The 25,923-nt window shown below is 72.6% G+C and carries 27 protein-coding genes and 1 pseudogene; 20 read left to right on the top strand and 8 right to left on the bottom strand.

Annotated features, from left to right (window positions below):
• Nucleotides 1-226 precede the first annotated feature (226 nt).
• The 10 genes from ABD269_RS25970 (at nucleotide 227) to ABD269_RS25925 (ending at nucleotide 12,922) form a co-directional block, all read left to right on the top strand.
• Nucleotides 227-1,060, top strand: coding sequence for a M55 family metallopeptidase (locus ABD269_RS25970; RefSeq protein ID WP_301894264.1), 834 nt, complete (start codon nucleotides 227-229; stop codon nucleotides 1,058-1,060).
• Entirely contained in the window at nucleotides 1,053-2,390 is a 1,338-nt protein-coding gene (locus tag ABD269_RS25965; protein WP_344121559.1) for a M20/M25/M40 family metallo-hydrolase, read from the top strand. Before ABD269_RS25970 ends, ABD269_RS25965 begins: the two co-directional genes overlap by 8 nt.
• 34 nt (nucleotides 2,391-2,424) lie before the next feature.
• Nucleotides 2,425-4,407: a S9 family peptidase gene (locus ABD269_RS25960; RefSeq protein WP_344121557.1), complete on the top strand. Its 1,983-nt coding sequence runs from the start codon at nucleotides 2,425-2,427 to the stop codon at nucleotides 4,405-4,407.
• Between the two features lie 156 nt (nucleotides 4,408-4,563).
• Nucleotides 4,564-5,379 (top strand): 2,3-dihydro-2,3-dihydroxybenzoate dehydrogenase, encoded by an 816-nt coding sequence (locus ABD269_RS25955; RefSeq protein WP_344121555.1) that lies wholly within the window; start codon nucleotides 4,564-4,566, stop codon nucleotides 5,377-5,379.
• 165 nt (nucleotides 5,380-5,544) lie between these two features.
• A complete protein-coding gene (gene dhbC / locus ABD269_RS25950; RefSeq protein WP_344122072.1) occupies nucleotides 5,545-6,753 on the top strand; it encodes an isochorismate synthase DhbC in 1,209 nt (402 codons plus the stop codon).
• Entirely contained in the window at nucleotides 6,750-8,411 is a 1,662-nt protein-coding gene (locus tag ABD269_RS25945; RefSeq protein WP_344121553.1) for a (2,3-dihydroxybenzoyl)adenylate synthase, read from the top strand. The genes dhbC and ABD269_RS25945 overlap by 4 nt, the downstream gene beginning before the upstream one ends.
• Before the next feature lie 49 nt (nucleotides 8,412-8,460).
• Complete coding sequence (locus ABD269_RS25940; protein ID WP_344121551.1) at nucleotides 8,461-9,093, top strand: isochorismatase family protein; 633 nt, start codon at nucleotides 8,461-8,463, stop codon at nucleotides 9,091-9,093.
• Between the two features lie 5 nt (nucleotides 9,094-9,098).
• A complete protein-coding gene (locus tag ABD269_RS25935) occupies nucleotides 9,099-9,329 on the top strand; it encodes a phosphopantetheine-binding protein (RefSeq protein ID WP_116214633.1) in 231 nt (76 codons plus the stop codon).
• Nucleotides 9,326-11,932: a condensation domain-containing protein gene (locus tag ABD269_RS25930; RefSeq protein ID WP_344121548.1), complete on the top strand. Its 2,607-nt coding sequence runs from the start codon at nucleotides 9,326-9,328 to the stop codon at nucleotides 11,930-11,932. The genes ABD269_RS25935 and ABD269_RS25930 overlap by 4 nt, the downstream gene beginning before the upstream one ends.
• A 291-nt stretch (nucleotides 11,933-12,223) precedes the next feature.
• Nucleotides 12,224-12,922 (top strand): 4'-phosphopantetheinyl transferase family protein, encoded by a 699-nt coding sequence (locus ABD269_RS25925; RefSeq protein WP_344121546.1) that lies wholly within the window; start codon nucleotides 12,224-12,226, stop codon nucleotides 12,920-12,922.
• Nucleotides 12,923-12,938: 16 nt separating this feature from the next.
• Here the strand turns inward: ABD269_RS25925 and ABD269_RS25920 are convergent, their stop codons facing one another.
• A complete protein-coding gene (locus ABD269_RS25920) occupies nucleotides 12,939-13,547 on the bottom strand; it encodes a TetR/AcrR family transcriptional regulator (protein WP_301891418.1) in 609 nt (202 codons plus the stop codon).
• Between the two features lie 284 nt (nucleotides 13,548-13,831).
• Here ABD269_RS25920 and ABD269_RS25915 point away from each other — a divergent pair, with 284 nt between their 5' ends.
• A complete protein-coding gene (locus ABD269_RS25915; RefSeq protein ID WP_344121543.1) occupies nucleotides 13,832-14,899 on the top strand; it encodes a serine hydrolase domain-containing protein in 1,068 nt (355 codons plus the stop codon).
• A 182-nt stretch (nucleotides 14,900-15,081) separates the two neighbouring features.
• A complete protein-coding gene (locus tag ABD269_RS25910; protein WP_344121541.1) occupies nucleotides 15,082-15,666 on the top strand; it encodes an SRPBCC family protein in 585 nt (194 codons plus the stop codon).
• On the opposite strand, the gene ABD269_RS25905 is transcribed toward ABD269_RS25910, so the two are convergent.
• The 4 genes from ABD269_RS25905 to ABD269_RS25895 are packed head-to-tail and all read right to left on the bottom strand — an operon-like array spanning nucleotide 15,647 to nucleotide 16,704.
• On the bottom strand, nucleotides 15,647-16,066 hold the full coding sequence (locus ABD269_RS25905) for a VOC family protein (protein WP_344121539.1): 420 nt from the start codon (nucleotides 16,064-16,066) through the stop codon (nucleotides 15,647-15,649). The genes ABD269_RS25910 and ABD269_RS25905 overlap by 20 nt on opposite strands.
• 10 nt (nucleotides 16,067-16,076) lie before the next feature.
• Nucleotides 16,077-16,304: a DUF6255 family natural product biosynthesis protein gene (locus ABD269_RS35420; protein WP_425572990.1), complete on the bottom strand. Its 228-nt coding sequence runs from the start codon at nucleotides 16,302-16,304 to the stop codon at nucleotides 16,077-16,079.
• Between the two features lie 2 nt (nucleotides 16,305-16,306).
• Nucleotides 16,307-16,474: a hypothetical protein gene (locus ABD269_RS25900; RefSeq protein WP_344121537.1), complete on the bottom strand. Its 168-nt coding sequence runs from the start codon at nucleotides 16,472-16,474 to the stop codon at nucleotides 16,307-16,309.
• Complete coding sequence (locus ABD269_RS25895) at nucleotides 16,471-16,704, bottom strand: hypothetical protein (RefSeq protein ID WP_344121534.1); 234 nt, start codon at nucleotides 16,702-16,704, stop codon at nucleotides 16,471-16,473. Before ABD269_RS25895 ends, ABD269_RS25900 begins: the two co-directional genes overlap by 4 nt.
• A gap of 132 nt (nucleotides 16,705-16,836) precedes the next feature.
• Between ABD269_RS25895 and ABD269_RS25890 the strand changes: the two genes are divergently transcribed.
• From ABD269_RS25890 to ABD269_RS25875, 4 genes are all read left to right on the top strand, one after another.
• The gene (locus ABD269_RS25890) at nucleotides 16,837-17,664 is read left to right on the top strand and encodes a helix-turn-helix domain-containing protein (RefSeq protein WP_301891412.1); all 828 of its coding nucleotides are present in this window, start codon (nucleotides 16,837-16,839) and stop codon (nucleotides 17,662-17,664) included.
• Nucleotides 17,661-17,936 (top strand): DUF397 domain-containing protein, encoded by a 276-nt coding sequence (locus ABD269_RS25885; RefSeq protein ID WP_344121531.1) that lies wholly within the window; start codon nucleotides 17,661-17,663, stop codon nucleotides 17,934-17,936. The genes ABD269_RS25890 and ABD269_RS25885 overlap by 4 nt, the downstream gene beginning before the upstream one ends.
• A 95-nt stretch (nucleotides 17,937-18,031) precedes the next feature.
• Complete coding sequence (locus ABD269_RS25880; RefSeq protein ID WP_344121527.1) at nucleotides 18,032-18,316, top strand: DUF397 domain-containing protein; 285 nt, start codon at nucleotides 18,032-18,034, stop codon at nucleotides 18,314-18,316.
• A 209-nt stretch (nucleotides 18,317-18,525) separates the two neighbouring features.
• The gene (locus tag ABD269_RS25875) at nucleotides 18,526-18,933 is read left to right on the top strand and encodes a hypothetical protein (RefSeq protein WP_344121525.1); all 408 of its coding nucleotides are present in this window, start codon (nucleotides 18,526-18,528) and stop codon (nucleotides 18,931-18,933) included.
• A gap of 340 nt (nucleotides 18,934-19,273) precedes the next feature.
• Here the strand turns inward: ABD269_RS25875 and ABD269_RS25870 are convergent, their stop codons facing one another.
• Entirely contained in the window at nucleotides 19,274-19,462 is a 189-nt protein-coding gene (locus tag ABD269_RS25870; RefSeq protein ID WP_344121523.1) for a hypothetical protein, read from the bottom strand.
• 152 nt (nucleotides 19,463-19,614) lie between these two features.
• Here ABD269_RS25870 and ABD269_RS25865 point away from each other — a divergent pair.
• Both ABD269_RS25865 and ABD269_RS25860 read left to right on the top strand, forming a co-directional pair.
• Nucleotides 19,615-20,649, top strand: a pseudogene (locus ABD269_RS25865) (NsdA family TPR-like regulatory protein); the annotation flags it as partial.
• A gap of 14 nt (nucleotides 20,650-20,663) precedes the next feature.
• Nucleotides 20,664-21,023 carry a hypothetical protein gene (locus tag ABD269_RS25860; protein WP_344121521.1) on the top strand — a complete coding sequence of 120 codons (360 nt, stop codon included), beginning with the start codon at nucleotides 20,664-20,666 and terminating at the stop codon, nucleotides 21,021-21,023.
• 28 nt (nucleotides 21,024-21,051) lie between these two features.
• Here the strand turns inward: ABD269_RS25860 and ABD269_RS25855 are convergent, their stop codons facing one another.
• Both ABD269_RS25855 and ABD269_RS25850 read right to left on the bottom strand, forming a co-directional pair.
• Nucleotides 21,052-21,678 carry a DUF4232 domain-containing protein gene (locus ABD269_RS25855; RefSeq protein WP_344121519.1) on the bottom strand — a complete coding sequence of 209 codons (627 nt, stop codon included), beginning with the start codon at nucleotides 21,676-21,678 and terminating at the stop codon, nucleotides 21,052-21,054.
• Nucleotides 21,675-23,450, bottom strand: coding sequence for a SulP family inorganic anion transporter (locus ABD269_RS25850; RefSeq protein ID WP_344121517.1), 1,776 nt, complete (start codon nucleotides 23,448-23,450; stop codon nucleotides 21,675-21,677). The genes ABD269_RS25855 and ABD269_RS25850 overlap by 4 nt, the downstream gene beginning before the upstream one ends.
• Nucleotides 23,451-23,859: 409 nt before the next feature.
• On the opposite strand from ABD269_RS25850, the gene ABD269_RS25845 reads away from it, so the two are divergent.
• Nucleotides 23,860-25,452 carry an MFS transporter gene (locus ABD269_RS25845; RefSeq protein WP_344121515.1) on the top strand — a complete coding sequence of 531 codons (1,593 nt, stop codon included), beginning with the start codon at nucleotides 23,860-23,862 and terminating at the stop codon, nucleotides 25,450-25,452.
• A complete protein-coding gene (locus ABD269_RS25840) occupies nucleotides 25,377-25,874 on the top strand; it encodes a MarR family winged helix-turn-helix transcriptional regulator (protein ID WP_301891406.1) in 498 nt (165 codons plus the stop codon). The genes ABD269_RS25845 and ABD269_RS25840 overlap by 76 nt, the downstream gene beginning before the upstream one ends.
• The last annotated feature ends 49 nt before the right edge of the window (nucleotides 25,875-25,923 follow it).

Here is a 25,923-nt window from a genome sequence, read left to right as displayed (position 1 = left end):
GGCACCCGGCCCGCGCGCGGGGATTCACTCGTCGGTGGGCGCTGCGCGCCGGAGCGCCGAACAGCCGCTCCGTAAAGGGCCCTTGGCCTCCGCGAGGGACGGCCCCGACCGTCCACGAGCGGCCGCTTCCGCTCGCGCCCGCGCGAGGGCCCTTCGGCGGGGCGGGGAGAGAAACCCCGCCGATACCCGTGCGCACCGCCACCCCCTGCGATAAGACTGTCGCATGGTGAAGATCCTGATCTCCGCGGACATGGAAGGCGCCACCGGCGTCACCTGGCCGGGCGACGTGCTGCCCGGCGCCTCGCAGTGGGAGCGCTGCCGCCATCTGTTCACCTCCGACGTCAGCGCAGCGATCGCCGGGTTCTTCGACGGCGGCGCCGACGAGGTCCTCGTCAACGAGGCGCACTGGAGCATGCGCAACCTCCTGCTGGAGAAGCTGGACGAGCGCGCCGAGATGCTCACCGGCAAGCACAAGACGCTGAGCATGGTCGAGGGCGTGCAGCACGGCGACGTGGACGGCATCGCCTTCGTCGGCTATCACGCGGCCGCGGGCGCCGAGGGCGTCCTCGCGCACACCTATCTGGCCAATTCGCTCACCGGCGTATGGGTGGACGGCACGCGAGCCAGCGAGGGGTTGCTCAACTCTCTGGTCGTCGCGGAATACGGTGTGCCCGTGGTGCTGGTGACGGGTGACGACCGGACCTGCGAGGACGCCAAGGGCTATGCCCCCGCGGCCCGTTCGGTCGCCGTCAAGGACTATGTGTCGCGCTACGCGGCGGTGTGCCGCACCCCGGCACGCACGGCGGAGCAGATCCGGGCCGCGGCGCGGGAGGCGGTGCCGCTCGCGGTCCGCCACGAGCCGGTCCGCAGGGGGCCGCTCACCATGGAGCTGGAGTTCGACGCCGAGCACCTCGCCGGGGCCGCCACGTGCGTGCCGGGCGTCGAGCGGAGCGGTGAGCGCCGGGTCGCCTACACCACGCCGACCATGTACGAGGGCATTCGCTGCTTCAAAGCGGTCACGACCGTCGTGTCGGCCGCCGTGGAGGAAGAATATGGCTGACACCCAGGCGGAGCGGGTCGACGGGCACGCGCTGGACGAGGCGGTGCGCTTCACCTCGGAGCTGATCCGCATCGACACCACCAACCGCGGCGGCGGCGACTGCGAGGAGCGCCCGGCGGCCGAGTACGTCGCCGAGCGGCTGGGCGAGGCGGGCCTCGACCCCGTGCTGCTGGAGAAGGCACCGGGCCGCACGAACGTCGTCGCCCGGATCGCCGGCACCGACCCGGGCGCGGACGCCCTGCTCGTCCACGGCCACCTGGACGTGGTGCCCGCCGAGCCCGCCGAGTGGTCCGTCGACCCCTTCTCGGGTGAAGTGCGCGACGGCGTGGTGTGGGGCCGCGGCGCGATCGACATGAAGAACACGGACGCGATGATCCTGGCGGCCGTCCGGGCGTGGGCGCGGGCCGGGGTCCGGCCGCGCCGGGACATCGTGCTGGCCTTCACCGCCGACGAGGAGGACACCGGCGTCTTCGGGTCCGCCTTCCTCGCCGCCGAGCACCCCGGGCTGTTCGAGGGCTGCACCGAGGGCATCGGGGAGTCCGGCGCGTACACCTTCCACGCCGGGCCGCGGCTGAGGCTCTATCCGGTGGCGGCGGGGGAGCGGGGCACGGCCTGGATCGGGCTGACCGCGCGGGGCCGGGCGGGCCACGGCTCGAAGGTGAACACGGAGAACGCGGTCAGCGCGCTCGCCGCCGCCGTCGCCCGCATCGGCGACCACCAGTGGCCGCTGCGGCTCACCCCGACCGTACGGGCGGCGCTGGTGGAGATCGCCGCGCTGCACGGCATCGACGCCGACCCGGACGCCCCCGACTTCGACGTGGAGGACCTGCTCGGCAAGCTCGGCCCGGCCGCCGCGCTGCTCGCCCCGACGCTCCGCAACAGCGCCAACCCGACGATGCTGCAGGCGGGGTACAAGGTCAACGTCATCCCCGGCACGGCCGTCGGGCACGTGGACGGGCGGACGGTGCCGGGCGGTGAGGAGGAGTTCGCGGAGACCGTGGACCGGCTCACCGGGCCGCAGGTGAGCTGGGATTACTACCACCGCTTCGACGCCCTGCAAGCCCCCGTCGACGCGCCGCTGTTCGCGCTGATGCGGGCGGCCGTCGAGCGCTTCGACCCGGGCGGGCACGTGGTGCCCTTCTGCATGTCGGGCGGTACGGACGCCAAGCAGTTCGCCACCCTGGGCATCGTCGGCTACGGCTTCGCCCCGGTCCGGCTGCCGCCCGGCTTCGACTACCAGTCGCTCTTCCACGGTGTCGACGAGCGCGTACCGGTCGACGGGCTGCACTTCGGCGTCCGGGTGCTCGACCACTTCCTGATGAACCTCTGACATTCGACTTCAACGGACAGGAGATGTGACGGACATGGTGTCCACGGCGCCCTACGGAGCCTGGCAGTCCCCGATCGAGGCAGGGCACGCGGCGCACTCCGGCGGCAGGCCGGACGCCGTGGGGGTGGTCGGCGACGAGGTGTGGTGGGTGGAGCCACGCCCGGCCGAGGGCGGCCGCCACACCCTGGTGCGGCGGCGGGCCGACGGCTCCGAGTCGTCGCTGCCGGCCGCGCCGTGGAACGTACGCAGCAGGGTCATCGAGTACGGCGGCGGCCCCTGGGCGGCGGTGCCCCGGGACGAGGGCGGCCCGCTCGCGGTGTTCACGCACTTCGCCGACCAGCGGCTGTACGCGGCCGAGCCCGACGCGCCCGGCGGCGGGGAGCCCCGGCCGCTGACCCCGCTGTCCCCGGTCGGCGGCGGGCTGCGCTGGGCGGACCCCGTGCTCCTGCCCGTGCGCGGTGAAGTGTGGTGCGTGCTGGAGGAGTTCACCGGCGAGGGCCCCACCGACGTGCGCAGGGTGATCGCCGCGGTGCCGCTGGACGGTTCGGCGGCCGGGGACCGCTCCGCGGTCCGCGAGCTCACGGACGACACCCACCGCTTCGTCACCGGACCGCGGCTGTCCCCGGACGGCCGGCGGGCGGCCTGGATCGCCTGGGACCACCCGCGGATGCCCTGGGACGGCAGCGAGCTGAAGACCGCCCGGGTCACCGAGGACGGCCGCTTCACGGAGGTCCGTACGGTCCTGGGCGGGCCGCGGGAGTCCGTCGCCCAGGTGGAGTGGGCCCCGGACGGCTCCCTGATCGCGGCGACCGACCGCAGCGGCTGGTGGAACCTGCACCGCGTGGACGCGGACACCGGACGGAGCGTCAACCTCTGCGCCCGCGAGGAGGAGTTCGCGGGCCCGCTGTGGCGCACGCACCAGCGCTGGTTCGCGCCGCTGGCCAGTGGTCTCGTCGCGGTGCTGCACGGCAGGGGCGCCGCGGTCCTCGGCATACTCGACCCCGCCACCGGCGAGATCGCCGACGCGGCCGGGCCCTGGACGGAGTGGGCCCCGACCCTGGCGGTGAGCGGCACCCGCGTCGTGGGGGTGGCCGCGAGCGACCGCACCTCGTACGAAGTGGTGGAGCTCGACACCCGCACCGGCCGGGCCCGCGCCATCGGCGCCCGCCACACCGACGCGGTGGACCCCGCCTACTACCCCCGGCCGCGGATCCGCACCTTCACCGGCCCGGACGGCCGGGAGATCCACGCCCATGTCTTCCCGCCGCACAGCCCCGACCACACGGCGCCCGACGGGGAGCTGCCGCCCTTCGTGGTGTGGGCGCACGGCGGGCCCACCAGCCGCGCCCCGCTCGTCCTCGACCTGGAGATCGCCTATTTCACCTCGCGCGGCATCGGTGTCGCCGAGGTGAACTACGGCGGTTCGACGGGCTACGGCCGGGCCTACCGCGAGCGGCTGCGCGAGGCGTGGGGCACGGTCGACGTGGAGGACTGCGCGGCGGTCGCCGAGGCGCTGGCCGCCGAGGGCACCGCCGACCGCGCCCGGCTGGCGATCCGCGGCGGCAGCGCGGGTGGCTGGACGGCGGCGGCGTCGCTCGTCTCCACCGGCCTCTACGCCTGCGCGACCATCGCGTATCCGGTGCTGGACCTGCTGAGCTGGGCTCAGGGCGGCACGCACGACCTGGAGTCCCGCTATCTGGAGACGCTGGTGGGCCCGCTCTCCGAGGAGCGCTACCGCGAGCGCTCTCCGCTGTACGGGGTGGACCGGATCTCGGCGGCCTTCGTGCTGCTCCAGGGGCTGGAGGACCCGGTCTGCCCGGCGGCGGAGAGCGAGCGCTTCGCCGCGGCGATGGCCGGGCGGGGGGTGCCGCACGCGTACATCGCCTTCGAGGGGGAGGGGCACGGCTTCCGCCGCGCCGAGACCATGGTCCGCGCGCTGCAGGCGGAACTGTCCCTCTACGCGCAGACCTTCGGCGTCGAGGTGCCGGGCACGCCCGTCCTGGAGCTCAGGTGGTGAGCGGGGTGACGAACCGTCACCTCAGGGGGGCTCCCCTATAGGCAAGAGCCTGAGGTTAGCCTAACCTAAGCCCTTGGGTGCGTCGCTGCCGCGGAGGTGCCGACCGGTGCACTTCGACCGAATCCGTCATGTAAGGTAAGCCTTACCTTACTTCGTATGGGAATCGTTCGTATGGGAATCGGGGGAACCGCCGTGCAGCAGTCAGAACTCTCCGGCCGCGTCGCGCTGGTGACCGGCGCGGGCCAGGGCATAGGCGAGGCCGTGACCCGCGCCCTCGTCGCACAGGGAGCGCGGGTCGCGGCCCTCGACCGGACCCCGGACGGCATCGGGCGCCTCGAAGCCGAATTCGGCACCGACACCGTCACCGCCCACACCGCCGACGTCGCCGACAGCACCGCGGTCGAAGCCGTCGTCGACCGGGTCGAGCGCACCATGGGCCCGCTCGCCATCCTCGTCAACGTCGCCGGGGTGCTCCGCGCCTCCCCCGTCGTCGAGATCACCGACGAGATCTGGGAGCAGACCTTCGCCGTCAACTCCACCGGCGTCTTCGTCGCCTCACGGGCCGTCGCCCGCCGGATGACCGAACGCCGCGGCGGATGCATCGTCACGGTCGGCTCCAACGCCGCCGGGGTGCCCCGCACCAGCATGGCCGCGTACGCCGCCTCCAAGGCCGCCGCCACCATGTTCACCAAGTGCCTCGGCCTGGAGCTGGCCCGCAGCGGCGTCCGCTGCAACGTCGTCTCGCCCGGCTCCACCGACACCGCCATGCAGCGCGACCTGTGGACCGACGACGAGGCGCCCCGGCGCGTCATCGACGGCGACCCCGCGACCTACCGCGTCGGCATCCCCCTCGGCCGGATCGCCGAGCCCGCCGACATCGCCGAGGCCGTCACCTTCCTGGTCTCCGACCGCGCCCGGCACATCACGATGCACGACCTCTACGTCGACGGCGGCGCCACGCTGCGCGCCTGACGGCACGCCACACCCGGCAGCACCCGGGGCCGACGCGCCCACCGGCCCGCCGCACCCCCTTTCACACCACGCCGGTGAGACCCACCGGAGGAAACGGAGCAACAGGTGACCACGGTCCACCATGTCGCCGACCGGACGAGCGGACCCGCCGCCCGCCTCGCCGCGATACCCGGCGGCCCCGGGCGCGGTACCGGCGGGGCCGTCGACACCGTCGGCGCCGCGACCTCGCTCCTCGACGCCTACGAACCCGGCCGCGCCCGCTTCTTCGCCTCCCCGACCCGCACCCTGCTGGCCCACGGCGTACGGGCCGAGGTGCCGCACGGCGACACCCCCCTCGCCAGGCGCGTCACCGAGACCCTCGACGCCCAGCTGCTCGCGGGCCACGAGGCACCCATCGTCGTCGGCACCGTGCCCTTCGACCCCGCCGCGCGCGCCGAGCTCGCCGTGCCCCTGGCCGCCCGCTGGGCGCCGCCGCTCGCCGACGACCCGCTGATCGCCCTGCCCGCCGCCGCGCCCGCCGCGGCCCGCTGGGACATCAGACCCGTGCCCGAGCCCGCCGCCTACGGCGCCTCCGTCGCCGAGGCCGTACGCCGCATGAAGCGCGGCGACTTCGCCAAGGTCGTCCTCGCCCGCACCCTGGAGCTGTCCTCCGACCGCGAACTCGACCTCCCCGCGCTCCTCCAGCGACTCGCCCGCCGCGACCCCGCCGGATACACCTTCGCCGTGCCCTCCGGCCCCGGCCGCACCCTGCTCGGCGCCAGCCCCGAACTCCTCGTCTCCCGGCGCGGCACCACCCTGACCGCCAACCCGCTCGCCGGCTCCACCCCCCGCAGCGCCGACCTCGCCGAGGACGTCCGGCGGGCCGCGGCCCTCCTGCAGTCGGAGAAGGACCTCCACGAGCACGCCGTCGTCGTCGACGCCGTCCGCGAGGCGCTCACCCCCTACTGCCGCAGCCTCGACGTGCCCGAGCGCCCCACGCTCGTGCGCACCGCCGCCATGTGGCACCTCTCCACGACCATCGGCGGCGAGCTCGCCGAACCCGCCGTCTCCGCGCTGGAGCTGGCCTCGGCCCTGCACCCCACCCCGGCCGTGTGCGGCACCCCCACCCGCACCGCCCGCGACGTCATCGGCGAGCTGGAGCCCTTCGACCGCGGCCACTTCACCGGCATGGTCGGCTGGGGCGACGCGAGCGGCGACGGCGAATGGGTCGTCACCATCCGCTGCGCGGAGGCCGAGGAGCGCACCCTGCGGCTCTACGCCGGCGCGGGCATCGTCGACCGGTCGTCACCGGAGGCCGAGACCGCCGAGACCGGCGCCAAGTTCCGTACGTTCCTCGACGCCGTCGGCGCCGACCACCAGGAGGCCGGCCGATGAGCGCCCAGCCGATCACCCACGACGCCCCCGCCTACCCGGCCGAGTACGCCGAGCGCTACCGCGCCGCCGGCCACTGGCGCGGCGAGACCTTCGGCGGGATGCTGCGCGAGCGCGCGCTCGCCCACCCCGACCGGGTCGCGATCGTCGACCCCGCGGACGAGGCGCGCGGCAAGGAGCGCCGGGCCTGGACCTACGGCGAACTGGACGAGCGCGCCGACCGGCTCGCCGCCGGGTTCCTCGCCAAGGGCATCGGCAAGGGCGACCGCGTCGTCCTCCAGCTGCCCAACGTCGCCGAGTTCTTCGAGGTCGTCTTCGCCCTCTTCCGCATCGGCGCCCTGCCCGTCTTCGCGCTGCCCGCGCACCGCGAGAGCGAGATCCGGCACTTCTGCGCCTTCACCGAGGCCGTCGCCTACGTCATCCCCGACACCGAGGCCGGGTTCGACCACCGCGAACTGGCCTCGAAGGTACGGGCCGAGGTGACCACCCTGCGCCACGTCTTCGTCGTCGGCGACCCCGGGGAGCACACCGCGCTCACCGACGTGCCCCGCGAACCCGTGCCGGCCGAGGACGGCCCGCGCCCCGAGGACCTCGCCTTCCTCCAGCTCTCCGGCGGCTCCACCGGCGTGCCCAAGCTCATCCCGCGCACCCACGACGACTACATCTACTCGCTGCGCGGCTCCAACGAGATCTGCGCGGTGGACGAGCACAGCGTCTACCTCTGCGCGCTGCCCGCCGCCCACAACTTCCCCCTCAGCTCGCCCGGCACCCTCGGCGCCCTGTACGCCGGGGCCCGCGTCGTCCTCACCCGCAGCCCCAGCCCCGACGTGGCCTTCCCCGTCATCGAGCGCGAGGGCGTCACCCTGACCGGGCTCGTACCGCCCCTGGCCCTGGTGTGGACCGAGGCCGCCGCGACGACCCGGTACGACCTGAGCAGCCTCCAGGTGCTGCTCGTCGGCGGCGCGAAGTTCAGCGAGGAGGCCGCCCGGCGCGTGACGCCCGCGCTCGGCTGCACGCTCCAGCAGGTCTTCGGCATGGCCGAGGGCCTCGTCAACTACACCCGGCTCGACGACCCCTTCGAGACGATCGTCACCACCCAGGGCCGCCCGATCTCCCCGGACGACGAGATCCGCGTCGTCGACGACCAGGACAACGACCTGCCCGTGGGGGAGACCGGCCACCTCCTCACCCGCGGCCCCTACACCATCCGCGGCTACTGGCGGGCCCCCGAGCACAACGCCACCGCCTTCACCGAAGACGGCTTCTACCGCACCGGCGACATCGTCCGGCGCACGGAGACCGGCCACCTCGTCGTCGAGGGACGGGCCAAGGACCAGATCAACCGCGGCGGCGAGAAGGTCGCCGCCGAGGAGATCGAGAACCACATCCTCGCCCACCCCGCCGTCCACGACGCCGCCGTCGTCTCCATGCCCGACGCCTACCTCGGCGAGCGCACCTGCGCCTACGTCGTCCTGCGGGCGGGCGCCGCGCCGGTGAAGTCCCTCGCCATCAAGAAGTTCGTGCGCGAGCGCGGCCTCGCGGCCTACAAGGTCCCCGACCGGGTCGAGTTCGTCGAGGAGTTCCCGCAGACCGGCATCGGCAAGGTCAGCAAGAAGGACCTCCGCGCCGCGATCACCGCGTCGCTCGCCGCCGCGGGCTGAGACGCGCGCCGCCCGCCCCACAGATCTCCCGTACCCGAAAGGCCCCTTCATGGCACTGCCAGCCATCGCCCCCTACCCCATGCCGGCCGCCGACGCGCTGCCCGCGAACAAGGTCGGCTGGACCGTGGACCCGGACCGCGCCGTCCTGCTCGTGCACGACCTCCAGAACTACTTCCTCGGCGCCTTCACCGAGGGCGCCTCGCCCGTCACCGAGCTCCTCGCCAACGTCGCCACGCTCAAGAAGCACTGCGAGCGGCTCGGCGTCCCGGTCGTCTACTCCGCCCAGCCCGGCGGCCAGAGCCCCGCCGAGCGCGGCCTCCAGCAGGACTTCTGGGGACCGGGCCTGCCCGACGACGAGCAGGCCAAGGCGATCCCCGCCGCCGTCGCGCCCACCGAGGGCGACACCGTCCTGACGAAGTGGAAGTACAGCGCCTTCGTCCGCACCGACCTCGCCGAGCGGATGGCCGCGCAGGGCCGCGACCAGCTGGTCATCGTCGGCGTGTACGCGCACATCGGCGTGCTGATGACCGCCGGTGACGCCTGGATGCGCGACATCCAGCCCTTCGTCGTCGCCGACGCCGTCGCGGACTTCTCCCCGGAGGACCACGCGATGGCCCTGCGCTGGGCGGCCGCCAAGTGCGCCGTCGTCACCACCACCGACCGGCTCTTCGAAGGAGCGTGACACCCATGGCACTCACCCTCGAACAGATCCGGGCCGACGTCGCCGACGTACTCGGCGAGGACCCCGCCGACATCCCCGACGACGAGAACCTCGTCGACTACGGCCTCGACTCCGTCCGCATCATGACTCTCGCCGAGCGCTGGCGCCGCGCGCACGGCACCGAGGTGACCTTCGTCGAACTGGCCGAGCAGCCGGCGATCGAGCAGTGGGTTCCCCTGCTGGGGGCCCGGGGATGAACCTCCGCACCCTGGACCGGGTGTCACCCGCCGACGCGCGGCCGCGACCGCCCGCGTCGGCGGGCCCGCCGCTGCCGCTGACCGCGGCACAGGCGGCCATGTGGTCCGCCCGGCCGGCGGACACCGCCGGCTTCCTGGAGATCCACGGCCCGGTCGACCCGGGCCTGTTCGCCCGGGCACTGCACCGCACCGTCACCGAGGCCGAGGCACTGCGCGTCCGCATCGTGACGACGGCCGGCGGCCTCCGCCAGGTGCCGACGGCACTCGAACCACTGGACGGGACCGCGGCCGTTCCCCGTACGGTCCCGTACGCCGCCTCCCACAAGGCGGCCGGCTCACCGGTGGCGCCTCCACGCGCCCTTGCGCCCTCCGGCGTCCACCGGCCGCTGCGCCTCCCCTTCCGCGTCGCCGACCTCCGCGACCGGCGCGCCCCCGACGCCGCCGCGCTGGCCTGGATGCGGGGCGACCTCGAAGAGCCACTCGACCTCGTCGACGGACCGCTGTTCCGGCACGCGCTCCTGCGCGTCGGGGACCGGCGGTGGCTGTGGTACCAGCGCGCGCACCACGCCGTCCTCGACGGCTACGGCCACCTGCTCGTCGCCCGCCGCGTCGCCGAGGCGTACTCCGCGCTCGCCACCGGCGCCGACCCCGGCCCCAGCCCCTTCGGGCCGCTGGCCGCGCTGGTCGAGGAGGACGCCGCGTACCGCGCCTCCGGCCTCCGGGAGCGCGACCGCGCCCACTGGCTCGGCGAGTTCGCCGACCGCCCCGAGGTCCCGACCCTCGCCGGACGCACGGCCCCGCCCGCCCGCACCCCGCTGCGCCGCACCGCCCGCCTCGCGCCCGGCACCGCCGACCGGCTGCGCCACCTCGCCGAGTCCGTGCGCGCCACCTGGAAGGACGCCGCCTTCGCCGCCCAGGCGCTCTACCTCGCGCGCGCCACCCGCAGCGACGTCGTCGTGCTGGGCCTGCCGGTGATGGGCCGTACGGGCTCCGTCGCCCTGCGCGTCCCCGGCATGGCCGTCAACGTGCTCCCGCTGCGGCTGACCGTCACCCACGACACCACGTTCGCCGAGCTCACCCACCAGGTCGTCACCGGTATCCGCGCCGCACGCCGCCACCAGCGGCTGCGCCACGAGGACATCCGCCGCGACCTCGGCCTGACCGGCCCGGACCGGGCCCTCGCCGGGCCGCGCGTCAACATCGTGCCCCTCAGCGACGGACCGGCCTTCGCCGGAGCCCGCTCCGACCTGCACACCCTCGCCGCCGGGCCCGTCGAGGACCTCACCGTCCACCTCCACGACCGCGCCGACGGCACCGGCCTGCGCATCGACTACGAGGCCAACCCCGCCCTCTACGGCCAGGACGCGCTCGACGCCCACCACACCCGCTTCCTCGACCTGCTGACCCGCCTCGCCGACAGCGACCCGCACCGCCCCCTCGCCGACCTCGACCTCGCCACGGACGCCGAACGCGAGCGGATCCGCGCCGAGTTCAACGACACCGCCGTCGCCGTGCCGCCCACCACGCTCATCGGCCCCGTCGAGGCCCGTGCCGCCCGCACCCCCGGCGCGCCCGCGCTGATCTCCGCCGCCGGGACCCTCACCTACGCCGAACTGGGCACCCGCGCCAACCGCCTCGCCCGCCACCTCCGCACACTGGGCGTACGGCCCGGTGCGCTCGTCGCCGTCGCGCTGCCGCACTCCCCGGAGCTCGTCGTGGCACTGCTCGCCGTGCTCAAGGCCGGGGGCGCGTATGTGCCGCTCGACCGGCCGGAGCCGGACGGGGACCTTGTGTGCGTCCTCACCGACCGCGCGGGGCGTGCGACCCTGCCGGACACCCGCATCCCCGTGCTCGCCCTCGACGGCCCGGGCCTCGTCGCCGGGCTCGCCGCGTACCTCCCCACCGACCCGGGCCGCGCGCTCACCCCGCAGCACCCCGCGTACGCGCTCCCCGGGGCCGCGCCCGTACCGCACGCCACCGTCGACAACCGGCTGCGCTGGACGCAGTCGCGCTACCGCCTCGCCCCCGGCGACCGGGTCCTGTGCACCGGCTCCTCCGCACCGGAGCTGTTCTGGCCGCTGCGCGAGGGCGCGACGCTGGTCCTCGCGGAACCCGGCGCCGACGGCGTCGCCCGTACGATCCGCCAACACCGCGTCACCGTCGCACACTTCACGCCCACCACGCTCGCCGAGTTCCTCGCGGAGCCCGGCGCGGCAGCGTGCACGGATCTGCGAGACGTGCTCAGCGGCGGCGACGAGCTGCCGCGCGCCACGGCCGACGCGTTCCACCGGACGCTGCCCGGCGCGCGGCTGCACCAGCTGTACGGGCAGGCCGTGGCCCTCCACACGTCCGAACCGGGCGCGACCGGCCCCCTCCCGATCGGCCGCCCCACCTGGAACACCAGGCTCTACGTCCTCGACCCCGCCGGCCGGCTCTGCCCACCCGGCGTGGCGGGAGAGCTGTACGTGGCGGGTGAGCGCCTCGCGACGGCGGACACGGAGCCCGATCCGTACGGGCCGCCGGGCGCCCGGATGTACCGCACGGGCGTGCCGGCGCGGTGGCGCGACGACGGCAGCATCGACCGCGCAGGCCCACTGCGGTAACGACCCCGGCCCCAGCGGATGCCGCTGCTGGGGCCGGCTTTTTGTTTTGCACGGGGTGCGAATTTCAGCCCGTCCGGCGTTTGAGGACAGCGCGCGAAGCGTGCTTCGGGGTCTGGGGCGGAGCCCCCCACGCGGCGGAGCCGCAAATTGACACAGCCGGGAAGGGGCGGGGTAGGGGAACAAAGCCCCGCCGGGCCGCACCCGGGTACGGGTCCGGGGCGGAGCCCCGGCCTCGGCGGAGCCGTGCAACAGACGCTGCGGGAAGGGGCGAGGTAGGGGAAGATCCACCGGGTGACCATCACGCCCCGCATCCTCGGCAACGACCCGCTCCCCACCGTCTGGACCCCCGCCCCACCCCACGTATGGCTGCTGCGCATCGACCCCACCGCAGAAGCGGACGAGCGGACCCTGGACGCCCAGGAGCGAACCAGAGCAGCCGCCTTCGCACGCGAACCACTCCGGCAGCGCTATGTCGCGAGCCACGCAGCGCTGCGCCAACTGCTCGGCGCCTACCTCGGTACCGACCCGGCCGCCGTCGCGCTGACGCGCGAGCCGTGCCCCGGCTGCGGCGGCCCGCACGGCCGCCCCGCCGCGGTCGGCGCCCCCTTCCACTTCAACCTCTCGCACGCCGGTGACCTGGCTCTCTTCGCCTTCGCCGACACCCCGGTCGGGGCGGATGTGGAGCAGGAGCAACCCGCCGATGTCGCCACCGAGGTGGCGCGCATGCTCCACCCCGCCGAGACCGCCGAGCTCGCCGCGCTCCAGGCGGCGCAAATCCCGGCCGCGTTCGCGCGCTGTTGGACGCGCAAGGAGGCGTACCTCAAGGGCATCGGAACCGGCCTCTCCGAGAGCCCCGCCAAGCAGTACGTCGGCACGGGCCGCACCCCGGCGTCACCGCACGGCTGGACGCTGACGGACGTCGAGACCGACCGGGGCTACGCGGCGGCGATCGCGGTGGCGACGGCCGGGGGGACGGCGACAAGCCCATAACCGGCCCGCAGGCCCCTCACGGCTCCCGCCGCGTCGCCAGGTCGAACGTCGCCGCCACCTCGTCCGCGAAGGCCGCCAGATCCAGCTCCGGCCGGGATTCCAGCAGCATCGGCAGGCCCTCCAGCGCGCTCTGGGCCAGGGAAGCCATCATCTCGGGGTCGAAGTCGCGGAATTCCCCGCGGGCCTGGCCGTCGCGCAGGATCGCCTCGATCGGGGCCCGGGCGCGGTCGCGTTCGGCCGCGGCGAAGGGGAAGCCGCTGTTGGTGAAGATCGCCAGGAGCGCGCTCATCCGGACGCGATGGCTTCCGGTGAACTCGACATTGGCCCGCAGAAAGGCGAGGAGTGCGCCCCGCGCCGTCGTCTCCTGCCGCAGCCGCGCCGTGACCGACTGCCCGAGATCGGCGAGGACGCCCGAGGCCACCTCGTCGATCAACTCCTGCTTGTTCTTGAAGTGGCGGCAGACCGCCCCGGTGCTGGGCACCTCGGCCCGCTCGGCGATCCGGGCGAAGGACGCCCCCACGAGCCCGTAGTCGGCGATGGTCTCGGTGGCCGCCCGCACGATCCGCGCCCGCCGCGCGGCGGACGTGGCAGCCGCGGCTGCTCCGTCCGCCCCGGTAACCCTCATGAGCAGATCCTTCCCCGGTGCGGGCGGACAAGGCAATGGCACGCAGGCACACAGTCCGTGCGGCTGTCTCAGGGGGTTAGCCCTACCCGGAGCCGGGCGGGTAGCAGGATCGTCCCGGGTGGCTCCATCCGGACATGCTGGGCCCGGCGGGCATACCGCTGGTTTCCCGATGATTCCGTAGGAGTTGACTCGTGTGCGAGCAGGCATGGCAGAAGCCCCGTTCCTTCAGGCGGAGTGGCGGCCGGTTCAGAGCCGTGCCGGCCGCGGCCGTGGTGGCGGGCGTCATGGCTATGGGTGCCCTGGCGCCGCCCGCGGCGTTCGCCGCCGCCAGGCCGGACGCCGTGCAGCAGGGGCTGAGCTCGCTGGCGCGCTCCGATGGCGTGCCCGCCGCGCTGGCGAGTGTGAAGGACCGTGAGGGGCACACCCGTACCTACACTGCGGGGGTCGGCGATCTGGCCACCGGCGCGAAGGTGCCGGTCGACGGGCAGGTGCGGATCGGCAGCAACACCAAGACGTTCACCGCGGTGGTCGTGCTGCAACTGGTCGGCGAGGGGAAGATCGGCCTCGACGCCACGGTCGACACCTACCTGCCGGGACTCGTCCGCGGGGAAAGGATCGACGGCCGCCACATCACCGTACGCCAACTCCTCCAGCACACCAGCGGACTGCCCAACTACGTCAAGTACCTCGCCGACGAACCCCGGTACTACACCCCCCACGAGCTCCTCGGCCTCGCCCTCCAGCACAAGGCGGACTTCGACCCGGGGGAGAAATGGGAGTACAGCAACACGAACTACGTGCTGGCCGGCCTGATCGTCGAGAAGGTCACCCGCCACCCCGTCGCCGAGGAGATCGACCGGCGCGTCATCAAGCGCATCGGGCTGCGCCACACGTACTTCCCCGCCCCCGGTGACGTGACCATCCGGGAGCCCCACCCCAAGGGCTACGACCGGGATTCGGCGGGCGCCCCGCTCGACGTCACGGAATTCGACCCTTCCTGGGGCTGGTCGGCAGGCCAGATGATCTCGACCAACTCCGACCTCAACCGGTTCTTCACCGCGCTCCTGTCCGGCCGCCTCCTCCCGCCGGCCCAGCTCGCCCAGATGCGCACCACCGTCCCCGCCGGAGCCCCCTTCGCCGACGGCGCCCGCTACGGACTGGGGCTCGTGAGCACGCCGCTGTCGTGCGGCGGCGTCTACTGGGGCCACGGCGGCAGCACCACCGGATACGAGACCCGGGGCGGCGTCACCGCCAAGGGCCGCGCCGTCAACATTGCGGTGACCACCCAGCCGAGCGACGTGGGAACGATGAAGCGCGTGGAGCGTGTCGTGGACACGGCCTTGTGCCGCTGATGCCGACCTGCGGTGGGCGCAGGATCCTGGTTACGCGAGGGAGTTGAGCGGCGCCGAGCTCGTTCGTGCGCCGGGCGGTCCATCCGTACGCTGCCCGGGCCCGGTGGTGGGGGCCGTCGCCCTTGTGAAGACTGTGCAGGGCAAGCGACACCGAGGTCCCGTCCCGAAAGGATCACCGCGGTATGCGTAAGCGCGCCTTCCTCCCGGTCGCCGCCGGTGCCCTCCCCCTCCTTCTGATGCTCGGCCTGCCGCCCGCCTCCGCCGACGCCGGGGCGGCGAGCCCGGCGACCGGGACCTGCGTCGGGCGGATCCACTACACCTTCAGCCCGCCCCTCAGAGCCACCCCCCGCCCAACGACCACCAGTTGGTCGGGCGACTACTCCTGTTCCTCACTCCCCGTGCTCAAGGCCCGGACCTGGCACGGCACCTTCGGCGGCTCCGTCACATCCGTCACCGGATGCCTGCAGGCGAGCCCCGGCCAGGTCATCGCACCTTCGATCACCGAGACCGATCACTGGTCCGCCCCGGACAGCGGACACCGGACCGGTGAGAGCACCCTGACCGGCACCGTCTCCACGCTGCCGCGCGAGGACGGCACGCGCGTGTACGAGTGGACCGGCACGGTCACCGGCGGGACGTGGTTCGTGGGCCACCACTTCAACGGTAATGGTGTCTATACCTCGTTGACCGACGGAAAGCTCTGCCTGGCCGGCGGCGAGATCGAGCACAACGACGGCACGGCCGTGATCACCTTCCTCCCTCTGTAGAGCCGCCAGACACGCGGGCGGGCTGGAGCAGGTCCCAGCGGTTGCCGTACAGGTCCCGGAAGACCGCCACCGTGCCGTACGGCTCCTCGCGCGGCGGTTCCTCGAAGGCGACCCCGGCGGCGCGCATCCGGTCGTGGTCCCTCGCGAAGTCGTCCGTGTGGAGGAACAACCCCACGCGCCCGCCCGTCTGATCGCCGATCCGGGCCTCCTGCTCCGGGGTGACGGCCCGCGCAAGGAGCACACCCGCCTCCCTCGCACCGCGAGGGGCCACCACCACCCACCGCTTGTGCTCGTCTATGCGCGTGTCCTCGACGAGTTCGAAGCCGACGGAGTTGACGTAGAAGTCGACGGCCTCGTCGTAGTCGCGCACGACGAGGGCCACCAGGCCGAGGTGATTCATCGGGCCATCATCACTCAAGGGCGCGCGCGGGGTAGAGGGGGGACGTCCACCAGTCGCCCCTGCGGCGGCTGTCCGCGGGAGGCGGTGGTTCCGGCCCCATTCCCGCAGGGGGTACGAGCGCCTCGTACCCCGTGAAGCGCTCCGTCCCACAACCGGCCGCACACCGCGCGACCCCACCGCTGCTGCGCCATCCCGCCGCGTGCGCGCAGTGCCGGACGAGGCGGCCCAGCCAGGTCATGGTCACGCGTGAGCCGCCCATACGTGGCGCCCCATCTCTTCCGTCCACGCCCTGGCCTTCTGGAGGTCGCCGCTCCGACTGGCCTCGTAGTGCCCGGCCTTGATCCGTCGGCATTCCGCGCAGCGGGCCGGTGGCGCGGGCGCTTGCGCGGCGGCGTTCGGGGTGGTCACTCGCGCCCCTTCCGGCTCTCCGCGTTCGCGGCAGCCACACGGGCGCGCAGTGCTTCCACGCGGGTGGCGGGGCGGATCGTGCAGCGCTCCGCGTGCCATTCGGCTCCGCCGCCGGGCGAACGGAGCCGGTAGCGGTCGTCCGTGACCTCGCCTACGCGGTCGAGTGCGCTGTCCCATACGAGTTCGCCCTTGCGGGCGGCGTAGGGGGCGGGCTGAGGGGTATGGGCCATAGGGCAACCTCACGTAACCGGTTCGCCCACATGGGGCGTTGTTCACTGTGTGTGCGTCCAGAGTCGCCCTCCGCTCGTACGGTGAACAGATCTCAAGCCACCCCAACGGGACTGGGGTGAAAGGGGTTTGCCATGGCAGACGACTGGAGCGATGGGGCGCATCTGACCGGCGCGGCGTACTTCGGCACCGAAGTGCGCGCGTGGCGCACGGACCGTGGGCTGAGCCAGCGGGAGTTGGGCGAGAAGGCGACGTACGGGCAGCAGTACGTGGCCAAGGTGGAGGCGGGGGAGCGGCTCGCGAGCCCGGAATTCGCCGAGGCGTGTGACAGGGTGTTCGGTACGCCGGGCATGTTCGCGCGCCTGCGGGAGCGGGTGGCGAGGCGCGGGTATCCCGACTGGTTCGAGCCGTACGTTCGGCTGGAGCAGCGGGCGACGGTGATCCTGAGCTACAACCCGACCCTCGTCATGGGGATGTTGCAGACGGAGGCGTACGCACACGCGGTCTTCCGCAAGGCACACCCTCGGGACGACCTGGACGTGACTGCGGAGAAGGTCGCGCGACGACTCAAGAGGCGACAGGTCATGGAAGTCGAGAATCCGCCACTGCTCTGGGTCGTCTTGGACGAGTCGTGCCTCCGACACACGATCGGCAGCCCGGAGGTCATGCATGAGCAGCTGGCCCACCTTCTGCGAATGGCCGATACGCCTCATGTCACGCTTCAGATCTTCCCGTTCAAGTCGGGGGCCCCGGCGACACACCTGCCTTTCGTCGTGCTCAAATTCGCTGACGGCGAATCGGACGTGCTCTACGTAGAGGACCCGGTCTCCGGTCAGGTGATCGACTCGCCGCAGACCGTGGCGGACGCGAACGTGACCTACGATCGGCTGCGCGCCGATGCGCTGTCCCCAGAGGAATCGCTCGCCCTGATTCGTGACGTGATGAAGGAATGGACCAGATGAAGATGCTCGACATCTCCGGTGCGGAGTGGATCAAATCCAGCTACAGCGGAGGCAATGAAGGCGAGTGCGTGGAGGTCGCCCGAAACTTCGCTTCGCGCGCCAGCTGGCGTAAATCCTCGTACAGCGGCGGCAACGAAGGCCAGTGTGTCGAAGTCGCCGACAACATAACCGGCTTCGTCCCCGTCAGGGACAGTAAGAACCCTGGCCGTACCCCGCTGATCTTCCCCGCCTCGTCCTGGACGGATTTCCTGCGCACCCTCCGGAACGGGTGACGGTTCTTTCCCCAGCCCCGCCCCAGACCCCGAAGTACGCTCCGCGCGCTGTCCCCATCGGATTCGCTTGACCTGATTCGCAAGGTGAAGGAGGAATGGACCAGATGAAGACGCTCGATCTTTCCGGGGCAGAGTGGATCAAGTCCAGCTACAGCGGTGGCAACGAAGGCAACTGCGTAGAGCTCGCCCGCAACTTTGCTTGGCACGCGGGCGGGAAGAAGTCCAGCTATAGCGGCAACAATGGCGGTGGGTGCGTCGAAGTCGCCGACAACATAACCGGCTTCGTCCCCGTCAGGGACAGCAAGAACCCCGGCCGTACCCCGCTGATCTTCCCCGCCTCGTCCTGGACGGATTTCCTACGCACCCTCCGGAACGGGTGAGTTCAGGCTCTGACTTCGGCGTTCGCCGGGGCAGGCGGCTGGACGCCGCTGAGGGCCTCGGCGCGGGCACGGAGATGCGGTGCGAGGTCGGGGTGCCAGCCGCGAGCCACAGCCTGGAGCACACGCTCCAAGGGAACTGACTCAGTGAAGGCCGGGGGGGCTGAGTAGACTTGCCCAGGCCCCGCTGCCGTGCCATGAAGGGCGAAGGTATGGCAAAAAGTAAGTCCTCCCGCTTCGTGAAGGGGGCCGTCGTGTCGGCTGCTGCTGCGCACACCACCTACTGGATCTGGGCGTCCGCAAGGCATTGGGCGTCGGATGTCGGAGAAGCCCGTTCTGACTCGTTCTTCGGTGGGTTCCTCGAGTCGGCACTGGCCACGGCCGCCGGGGTGACGGTGATGCCGGTGCTGTTATGGGCAGGGATGCGCGCTTTACGGGAGAGAGGAAACCATCTGCTCGTGGCGATGGGTTCGTTGATGTGGCTCTTCGCCGGGGCTTACGTGGTCGAGAAGGATGTCGGCATGATGGGCACTGAAGTGCTCCTTGTTCTATTCATCCTTTTCTGCGGCCTGCTGGCGCTTGTTACCGAAGGCCGTGAGCGGGCGCGGCCACCCGGCTGAAGCTCAGCACCGTGATTCTGGCCCAATAGAGAGTGTCGGAATCACGGTGTTGCTGTAGAGCTCGTAGCGCGGTCTCTTGAACTCCTAGGGGGTGTGACGGTCTAGTGGTCGGGCCGCTCTGGATGGCGTGAGCATTCAGCCATTGATTCCGGAGGATGACTTGTGGTGCTGATCGCACCGTTGCTGCCGCCCTGGCGCGAGCGGTCGCCGGGGTCGCAGCCGGTGGCAGACCGGCTTTTCTGCAAGGCATCCTGCCGAACTCCGTGTGGTTCGATTCGCCCTACGACACGGATGCGCACTGCTGCGTCAAGCGGGGCACCGGCTGGAGCGGGTACCGGGTTCACTTCACCGAAACGTGCGAGGTCGAACGGCCCAAGGTGGTGGTGCACGTGGCCACCACGACCGCCCTGTCCAGGACGGCGAGCTCACTGGTCAGATCCTCGACGATCTCGCGGTCGGCGCGCTGGCCTCGGGTGAGCATATGGCCGATGCCGCCTACATCACCCTTGCCCGCGTCGAACGCGTCCACGGCATCACCCTGCTGGGGCCCATCGTTCCCGACCACAGTCACCAGGCCAGAGAGCGAAGCGGGCTACGGCAAGTCCGCGTTCACCATCAACTGGAAGACGGCCAGGGCCACGTGCCCGAAGGGCTCGGTCGGCAGGGAATGGAGACCACTGCGGATCAACGGAAACAACTACATCCAGGCCAAGTTCGCCAAGGCGGACTGCCTGGCCTGCCCGGCCCGCAGTCGGTGCATCGACTCCTTCGACTCCTTCGACTCCCCCGGGCCCTCGCGCTGCTGCCCACCCGCGAACTCCACGAGATCCAGAGGCGCAACCGGCTCGGCCAGCGGAGCGAGGAATGGCAGCGACGCTACGCGATCCGCGCCAGCATCGAGGCCACTCTCGAGACCAGCTCTCCACCCTCAACGAAGCCCTGGCAGCGGACACCCGGGGCAACTCCCGCCCACTCCTGATCGCGGCGGCCGACCTCTTCCAGCTGGCGGGCGAGGTCTCCTTCGACGCCAACCGGTACGCCGACGCAGCCGCCGCCTACTCGCTGGCGGCGTCCGTCAGTAAAGAAGCCGGAGCCCATGACCTGTGGGCCTGCGCTCTCGTTCGGCACGCCTACGTGGACATGTCCGAGGGTCGCCACCGAAAGGCGGCCCAAATCCTCGCGGCGGCCGAACGCGTCGCAGACCGGGGAGACAGCAGCCTCGCCACTCGGTATTGGGTCGCATCGGTCCAAGCCGAGGCGCACGCCGGCCTCGGCGACCTGGCGGCCTGTGAACACGCACTGGCCCGGGCCGAGAAAGTCCAGGACCTCACCACAGGCAGTACGAACGGCGGTTGGCTCCGCTTCGACGGGGACCGTCTGGCAGATGAACGCGGCGCCCGGTATGTGCAGCTGGGCCACCTCGACCCGGCGGAGGAGACGCTCAAGCGAGCGCTGGGGCAGGCCGTCCTCGCGGCAGGTCACTCGTACCGTCGAAGGGGTGCGGTGCTGACCGATCTGGCGGCCATCGGCGCCAAGCGACGCGATCCCGAACAGCTCATCGCCTACGGCCGGGATGCCCTCGGCCTGGCCCGAGCCTCAGCCTCCGGATACGTCGCCCGTAGACTCCAAGCCCTGTGCGACGAGTTCGGCCCCCTCAGCCGTGACCGCCGTGTAGCAGAGCTGGGGGCAGAGATCGCCGCGCTGGGCACGCCGTGACGAGAGGAGTTGGCATGCCGAAGACCGAAGGTGCACGACTGTTCCGGGAAGCGTGGATCGCGGGAGTGCACCAGCACTTCCCTGGAGAGCCGAAAGCCGGGTACATCACTCCTTGGGGTGACACGCCGCAGTGGGAGCGTGAGGCCGCAGGCGCCGTGTACGACCAGGTCCGCCAATTCATCGCGATCAGCGGGGGCCACGCGGCCAGACTGTCCCGGGAGCAGAAGGGGCGTTTCGTGGCAACGTGTTGGACCGCGCAAATGTTCAAGCACTTCGAGAACCCCAAGCCCGGCTACGTCGCAGACTGGCCCGACCTCCCGACTTGGCAGCAGGAGACCGACGCCGACATCTTCGAAGCCATCGAGAAGGCCTGATCGGCTCCCGCCGCAGGCGGCAACGAACCTACCGCTTCGGCTCCGCCCAAGCGCTCAGCCCCAGCTTCCCGGTCGTCCCCAAGTCGATCGTCTCCGGTACGAGCTGCCGAGCAGAGCCCGGTACAGGGGCGACGGACACATACGTCCCGTTCACAGGCGACCCGGTCATATCCACCGTGTTCCGCCACGCCAGCGCCGCCACCGCCTTCTGGCCCGGCAGCAATGTCACCGGGATGGGCCCGGCGTCGAAGTTTTCCTGGGCGAGGATGGACTTCGCCCCGCGCTCGAGTTCGACCTCCACCGGCTTTCGGTCGCGGTCGAGGATCCGTATGTCCGGATAGCCGTTCACGACTCGGCGTTCCTTGCCGCAGTTGGACAGTTCGAGGGTCAACACCCGTAGCCCCATCGCCGCGTCGGCCGGTCCGGCCTGCGCGATCAGTCCCGACTTGGGGCAGTCGAGCGGGGGAGGCGTGCCGGAGGGAGCGTCGGGGGAGGGGGCGTCGCCCGGGCGGAGCTTCGAGAGCTCGGGTGGCGGGTCCATCGGCTTGGGCTTCGGCGTCGGGAGGCCGCAGGCCGAGAGCAGGCCCACCGTGGCGAGCAGCGCGCCGAGCCGGACGAGGGGTATGCGCGTTCGTTCGGATGATGCCGGTCTCATCCGGACATCGTGTCATCCGTCTCCAGCCACGACGCATCCGGCGCCGGGCCCGGCAGGGCGAGCGGGTTGAGCAGGGCGTGCTGCGCGTAGCGGACCGCGTCGGCGGGTGCGGCGAAGGCGTGGTGCTCGTGGGAGCGCAGCCTGCGCAGGACGCCCAGGGAATCCAGGTGGGGGCGGTGGTTCGGGCGGATGCCGCTGAGGAGGATGTGGGCGCGGCGCCGGTAGTGGATGTCGATGGCCTCGCCGAGGGCGAGCACGCCGGTGGCGTCGATGATGGTGACGCGGGCCATGTGCAGGACGGTCACGGTGGCCTGGGAGCCGCTGACGGGTTTGAGGAGCCGTTCGGCGGTGGTGAAGAGGAGCGGGCCGTCGATGCGGTAGACGGCGACGGACGCGTCGTCGGGTACGGGCAGTGGCGCGTCGCCCTCGCGGGCCGGGTTCTGCCGGGGCAGCATGCGGTGGACCGCGGCGGTCCTCGTCACCGCGTGCAGGGCCAGTGCCGCGGTGAGCGCGGCACCGACGGTGACACCGGTGACGAGACCGAACAGCAGGGTGGCCGTCGCGGTGACCGCGGCCACGGCCAACTGCCCGTGGCCGGAGCCGCGCAGGGCCCGCAGCGCGGTGAGGTCGACCATGCGGACGGCAATGGCGATGAGGAAGCCGGCCAGCGCGGCCAGGGGGACGGCGGACACCAGCGGACCCGCGGTGAAGGCGACGAGCGCGATGGCGGCCACGTTGACGATGGCGGCCAGCCGGGAGACGGCTCCGGAGCGGATGTTGATGCCGGTGCGGCAGACGGTGCCCGTCGCGGCCATCCCGCCGAACAGGGGGGTGACCACGTTGGCGATGCCCAGCCCGAGGAGCACGCGGTCGCCGTCGTGGCGCTCGCCGTGGCTGAGCGCGTCCGCCGCCGCTGCCGTCATCAGGGCTTCGAGCGCGCCCAGGGCCGCGACGGCGAGCACCGAGGGCAGCAGGTGCGGCACGAGCATCGGTGAGACGAAGTCGAGGGAGGGGGCCGGGAGTCCCGCGGGCAGCCGCCCGATGGTGGCGAGCGGCAGGTGCAGGAAGTGGGTGAGGGCGGTCGCGATGCCCACGGCGAGGAGCGGTACGGGCAGTACGGCGGGCAGGCGCCGGGCCGCCAGGCACAGCGCGAGCACGCCGATCGTCATGGCTGCCGCCGCCCCGTTCCGGTCGGGAGAGAAGTCGCCGAGGGCCCGGACCGCCGAGGCGGCTACGCCCTCGCCGTCCGTGCCGTGGGTGCCGATGGCCGCGGGCAGCTGCTGGCAGACGATCACCGCGGCGCCGCCGGTGACGAAGCCCGTGACGACGGGCGCGGGCACCAGGCGCACGTACCGGCCGATCCCGAAGCGGGCCGCGGCCATGAGTGCGAGACCGGCCAGCAGACCGGTCGTCAGCACGCCCGCGGCCCCGTAGGCCCGGGCCACCGGCAGCAGGGCCACGGCCAGGATCCCGGTCGGCCCGGTGATCTGCAGCTTCGAGCCGCCGAGCACCGCCGCCAGCCCTCCGGCGACCACCGCGCTGACCAGCCCGGCCTGCGCACCCAGCCCGGAGGCCACGCCGAAACCGAGGGACAGGGGCAGCGCGGCCACGGCCACGGTCAGCCCGGCCACGGCGTCCTCGCGCGGCGACGCGCACATCACGGCGAGGTCGTCCCGCGTGGGCAGATACGTGGGTAGACGCGTGGGCAGATATCCGCGAACCCGGGCCGTTGCACGCGACAGATACCGGGCGGCGGTCTGCGTGTGCGACATGACGTCTCCTGTGTTTATCATCTGGAATTTTTTCGCGTTGCCGAAAACCGGTGCGGGGAGAATTAGGAGGGCGTCGAGCGGGCGTGGCTCCTGGGGAATCACAGCAGGTGGGCAGAGGTGAGCGCGGCACCCGGGGTTCCGTGTGCGTGGCACGTCGTTTGTTGCACGCTGGCATTTCCGACGGCGTCGACGCAAGAGGGAAACCGCGTTCGGGGAACTCCCTGGAAGGTGCATCGAAAACGAGACAGAGGGGAATTCCCCGGCATTTCCCTGCCCCGCCTGCGGAGATTTTCCGGGGGCGCCCGCCCGGCCGTGCGCCCCCGGGCGCCGCCCGCACCCCTCCGCGCCCCTGACTCGTCGGTTGCCGAATAGTTCGGTGACCGATGTAATCTCGGTCGCGGGAGGTGGCATGGCAGGCGACCTGAGACTGAGACGTCCGCGCATATCCGGGCCGCGCATACCCGGACCAGGCACACCCGGACTCCGCGTGCCCGGCGTCCTGACGCGCGAGCGCGCGCGGCCGGAACGCATACGCAACCGTCCGGGCGCCTGGCGGCCGGCCGTCGCGACCGTGTGCGCCGGGGCCTTCATGGGCCAGCTCGACGCCAGCATCGTCACCCTCGCCTACGGCAGCATCCGCGCGGAGTTCCACGCCTCGCTCGCCGCCGTCACCTGGGTCTCCCTCGCCTACCTCCTCACCCTCGTCGCCCTGCTGCTGCCCGTGGGGCGGCTCTCCGACGCCCACGGCCGCAAGCTGCTCTACCTCCACGGCTTCGTCGTCTTCACCGCCGGCTCCGCGGCCTGCGCGCTGGCACCGTCCCTCTCCGCCCTGATCGCCCTGCGCGTCGTGCAGGCCGCGGGCGCGGCGATGATGCAGGCCAACAGCGTCGCCCTGGTCACCACCAGTGCGCCCCCGGACCGGCTGCGCCTCGCCCTGGGCGTGCAGGCGGCGGCCCAGGCGCTCGGGCTCGCGCTGGGGCCCCTGACGGGCGGCCTGCTGGTCTCCACCCTCGGCTGGCGGTCGATCTTCGCCCTCAACGTGCCCGTGGGGCTGGCCGCCCTGGCCGCCGGGCACTATCTGCTGCCGCGCACGCGCACCCGCCACCGCGCCCAGGGCTTCGACTGGCCCGGGCTCGCGCTCCTGGCCGTCGCCACCACCGGACTCCTGCTCGCCCTCTCCCTCCTGCCCCGCCCGGCCGTCCCCGCAGGGTGGACCGCCGGGCTGTTCTTCCTCACGGCGGGCGCGGCGGGCGGTTTCGCCGTACGCCAGCGCCGGGCCGCGTCACCCCTGCTCAGCCCCGCACTGCTGCGCGTGCGCGCCGTCCCCCTCGGCCTGGCCGGAGCCCTGTGCGGTTACCTGGTGCTCTTCGGCCCGCTCGTGCTCGTGCCCCTCGCGCTCACCGCCCGTGGTTCCTCGGCGCTGAGCGCCGGACTGGTGCTCAGCGCGCTCCCGGCGGGCTTCGCGCTCGCCGCCGCCACCGCCGACAGGGTCCTGCCGTACGCGTGGGACGAGCGGTCCCGCTGCACCCTCGGCGCCGCCCTGTCCGCGGGCGCGCTCGCCCTCATGCTCGTCCTGCCCTGGCACGCCACGTCGCTCGCACCGCTCCTCGCCCTCCTCGGCCTCGGGCTCGGCGTCCATGTGCCCGCCAACAACACCCTCGTCATGACCGCGATCCCCGCGCGCTCCTCGGGCACCGGCGGCGGTCTGGTCAACATGGCCCGCGGCCTGGGCACGGCCCTGGGCGTCGCCCTCGTCTCCCTCGCCCTGCAACTCCCCGGCGGCACACACTGGCCGGACGGCCCGCAGCGCGCCGTACTCACCCTGCTGGCCGCGGCCTTGGCAGCGCTCGCCGTCGCGCGGCGGAACGCGGCCCCGGGCACCCTTCCGGGGACGGGGCGGGGCCCCGCGCCGATTACAGTGATGCCATGTCCCCGCAGTCCAGGCACCACCCGCCGACGCCCCGGCCCACCGCCGCGGACGCACCGGACGCCCGGCTCCTGACGGAGGCCGTCACCCACCTCCGCCGGGCCCTGCGCGCCTCGATCCGCACCGAATACCCGTGGGAGACGCTGCCCATGGCCCAGGTCGAACTGCTCCAGGTGCTGGCCGAGCACTCACCCGCCAGGGTCGGCGACATCGCGGCGCGGCAACGCCTGGCCGTCAGCACCGTCAGCGGCCTCATCAGCCAGATGATCAGCGCCGGTCTCGTGGCCCGCGCCGTCGACCCCCGGGACCGCCGCGCCTCCGCGGTCACCCTCACCGACGCCGGCCGCGGACAACTCGCGGCGTGGGCACAGGCCCACGAGCGCCGCTTGAGCGAGGCCCTCGAATCGCTGGACGCGGACGACCGGTCGGCCGTCCGCGCGGCACTCCCGGCCCTGCTCCGCATCGCCGACCTCCTCGATCCGGGCAGCCCCTCCTGACACACTTTCCGGCCGGCCCTCACCGGCCGGAAGGGCCCACCTCGGCCGC

The organism is Streptomyces blastmyceticus, assembly GCF_039521185.1.
Classification (GTDB): Bacteria; Actinomycetota; Actinomycetes; order Streptomycetales; family Streptomycetaceae; genus Streptomyces; species Streptomyces blastmyceticus.
Note: the sequence above shows the minus strand (reverse complement) of the source record. Positions and strands in the feature narration are given on the sequence as shown.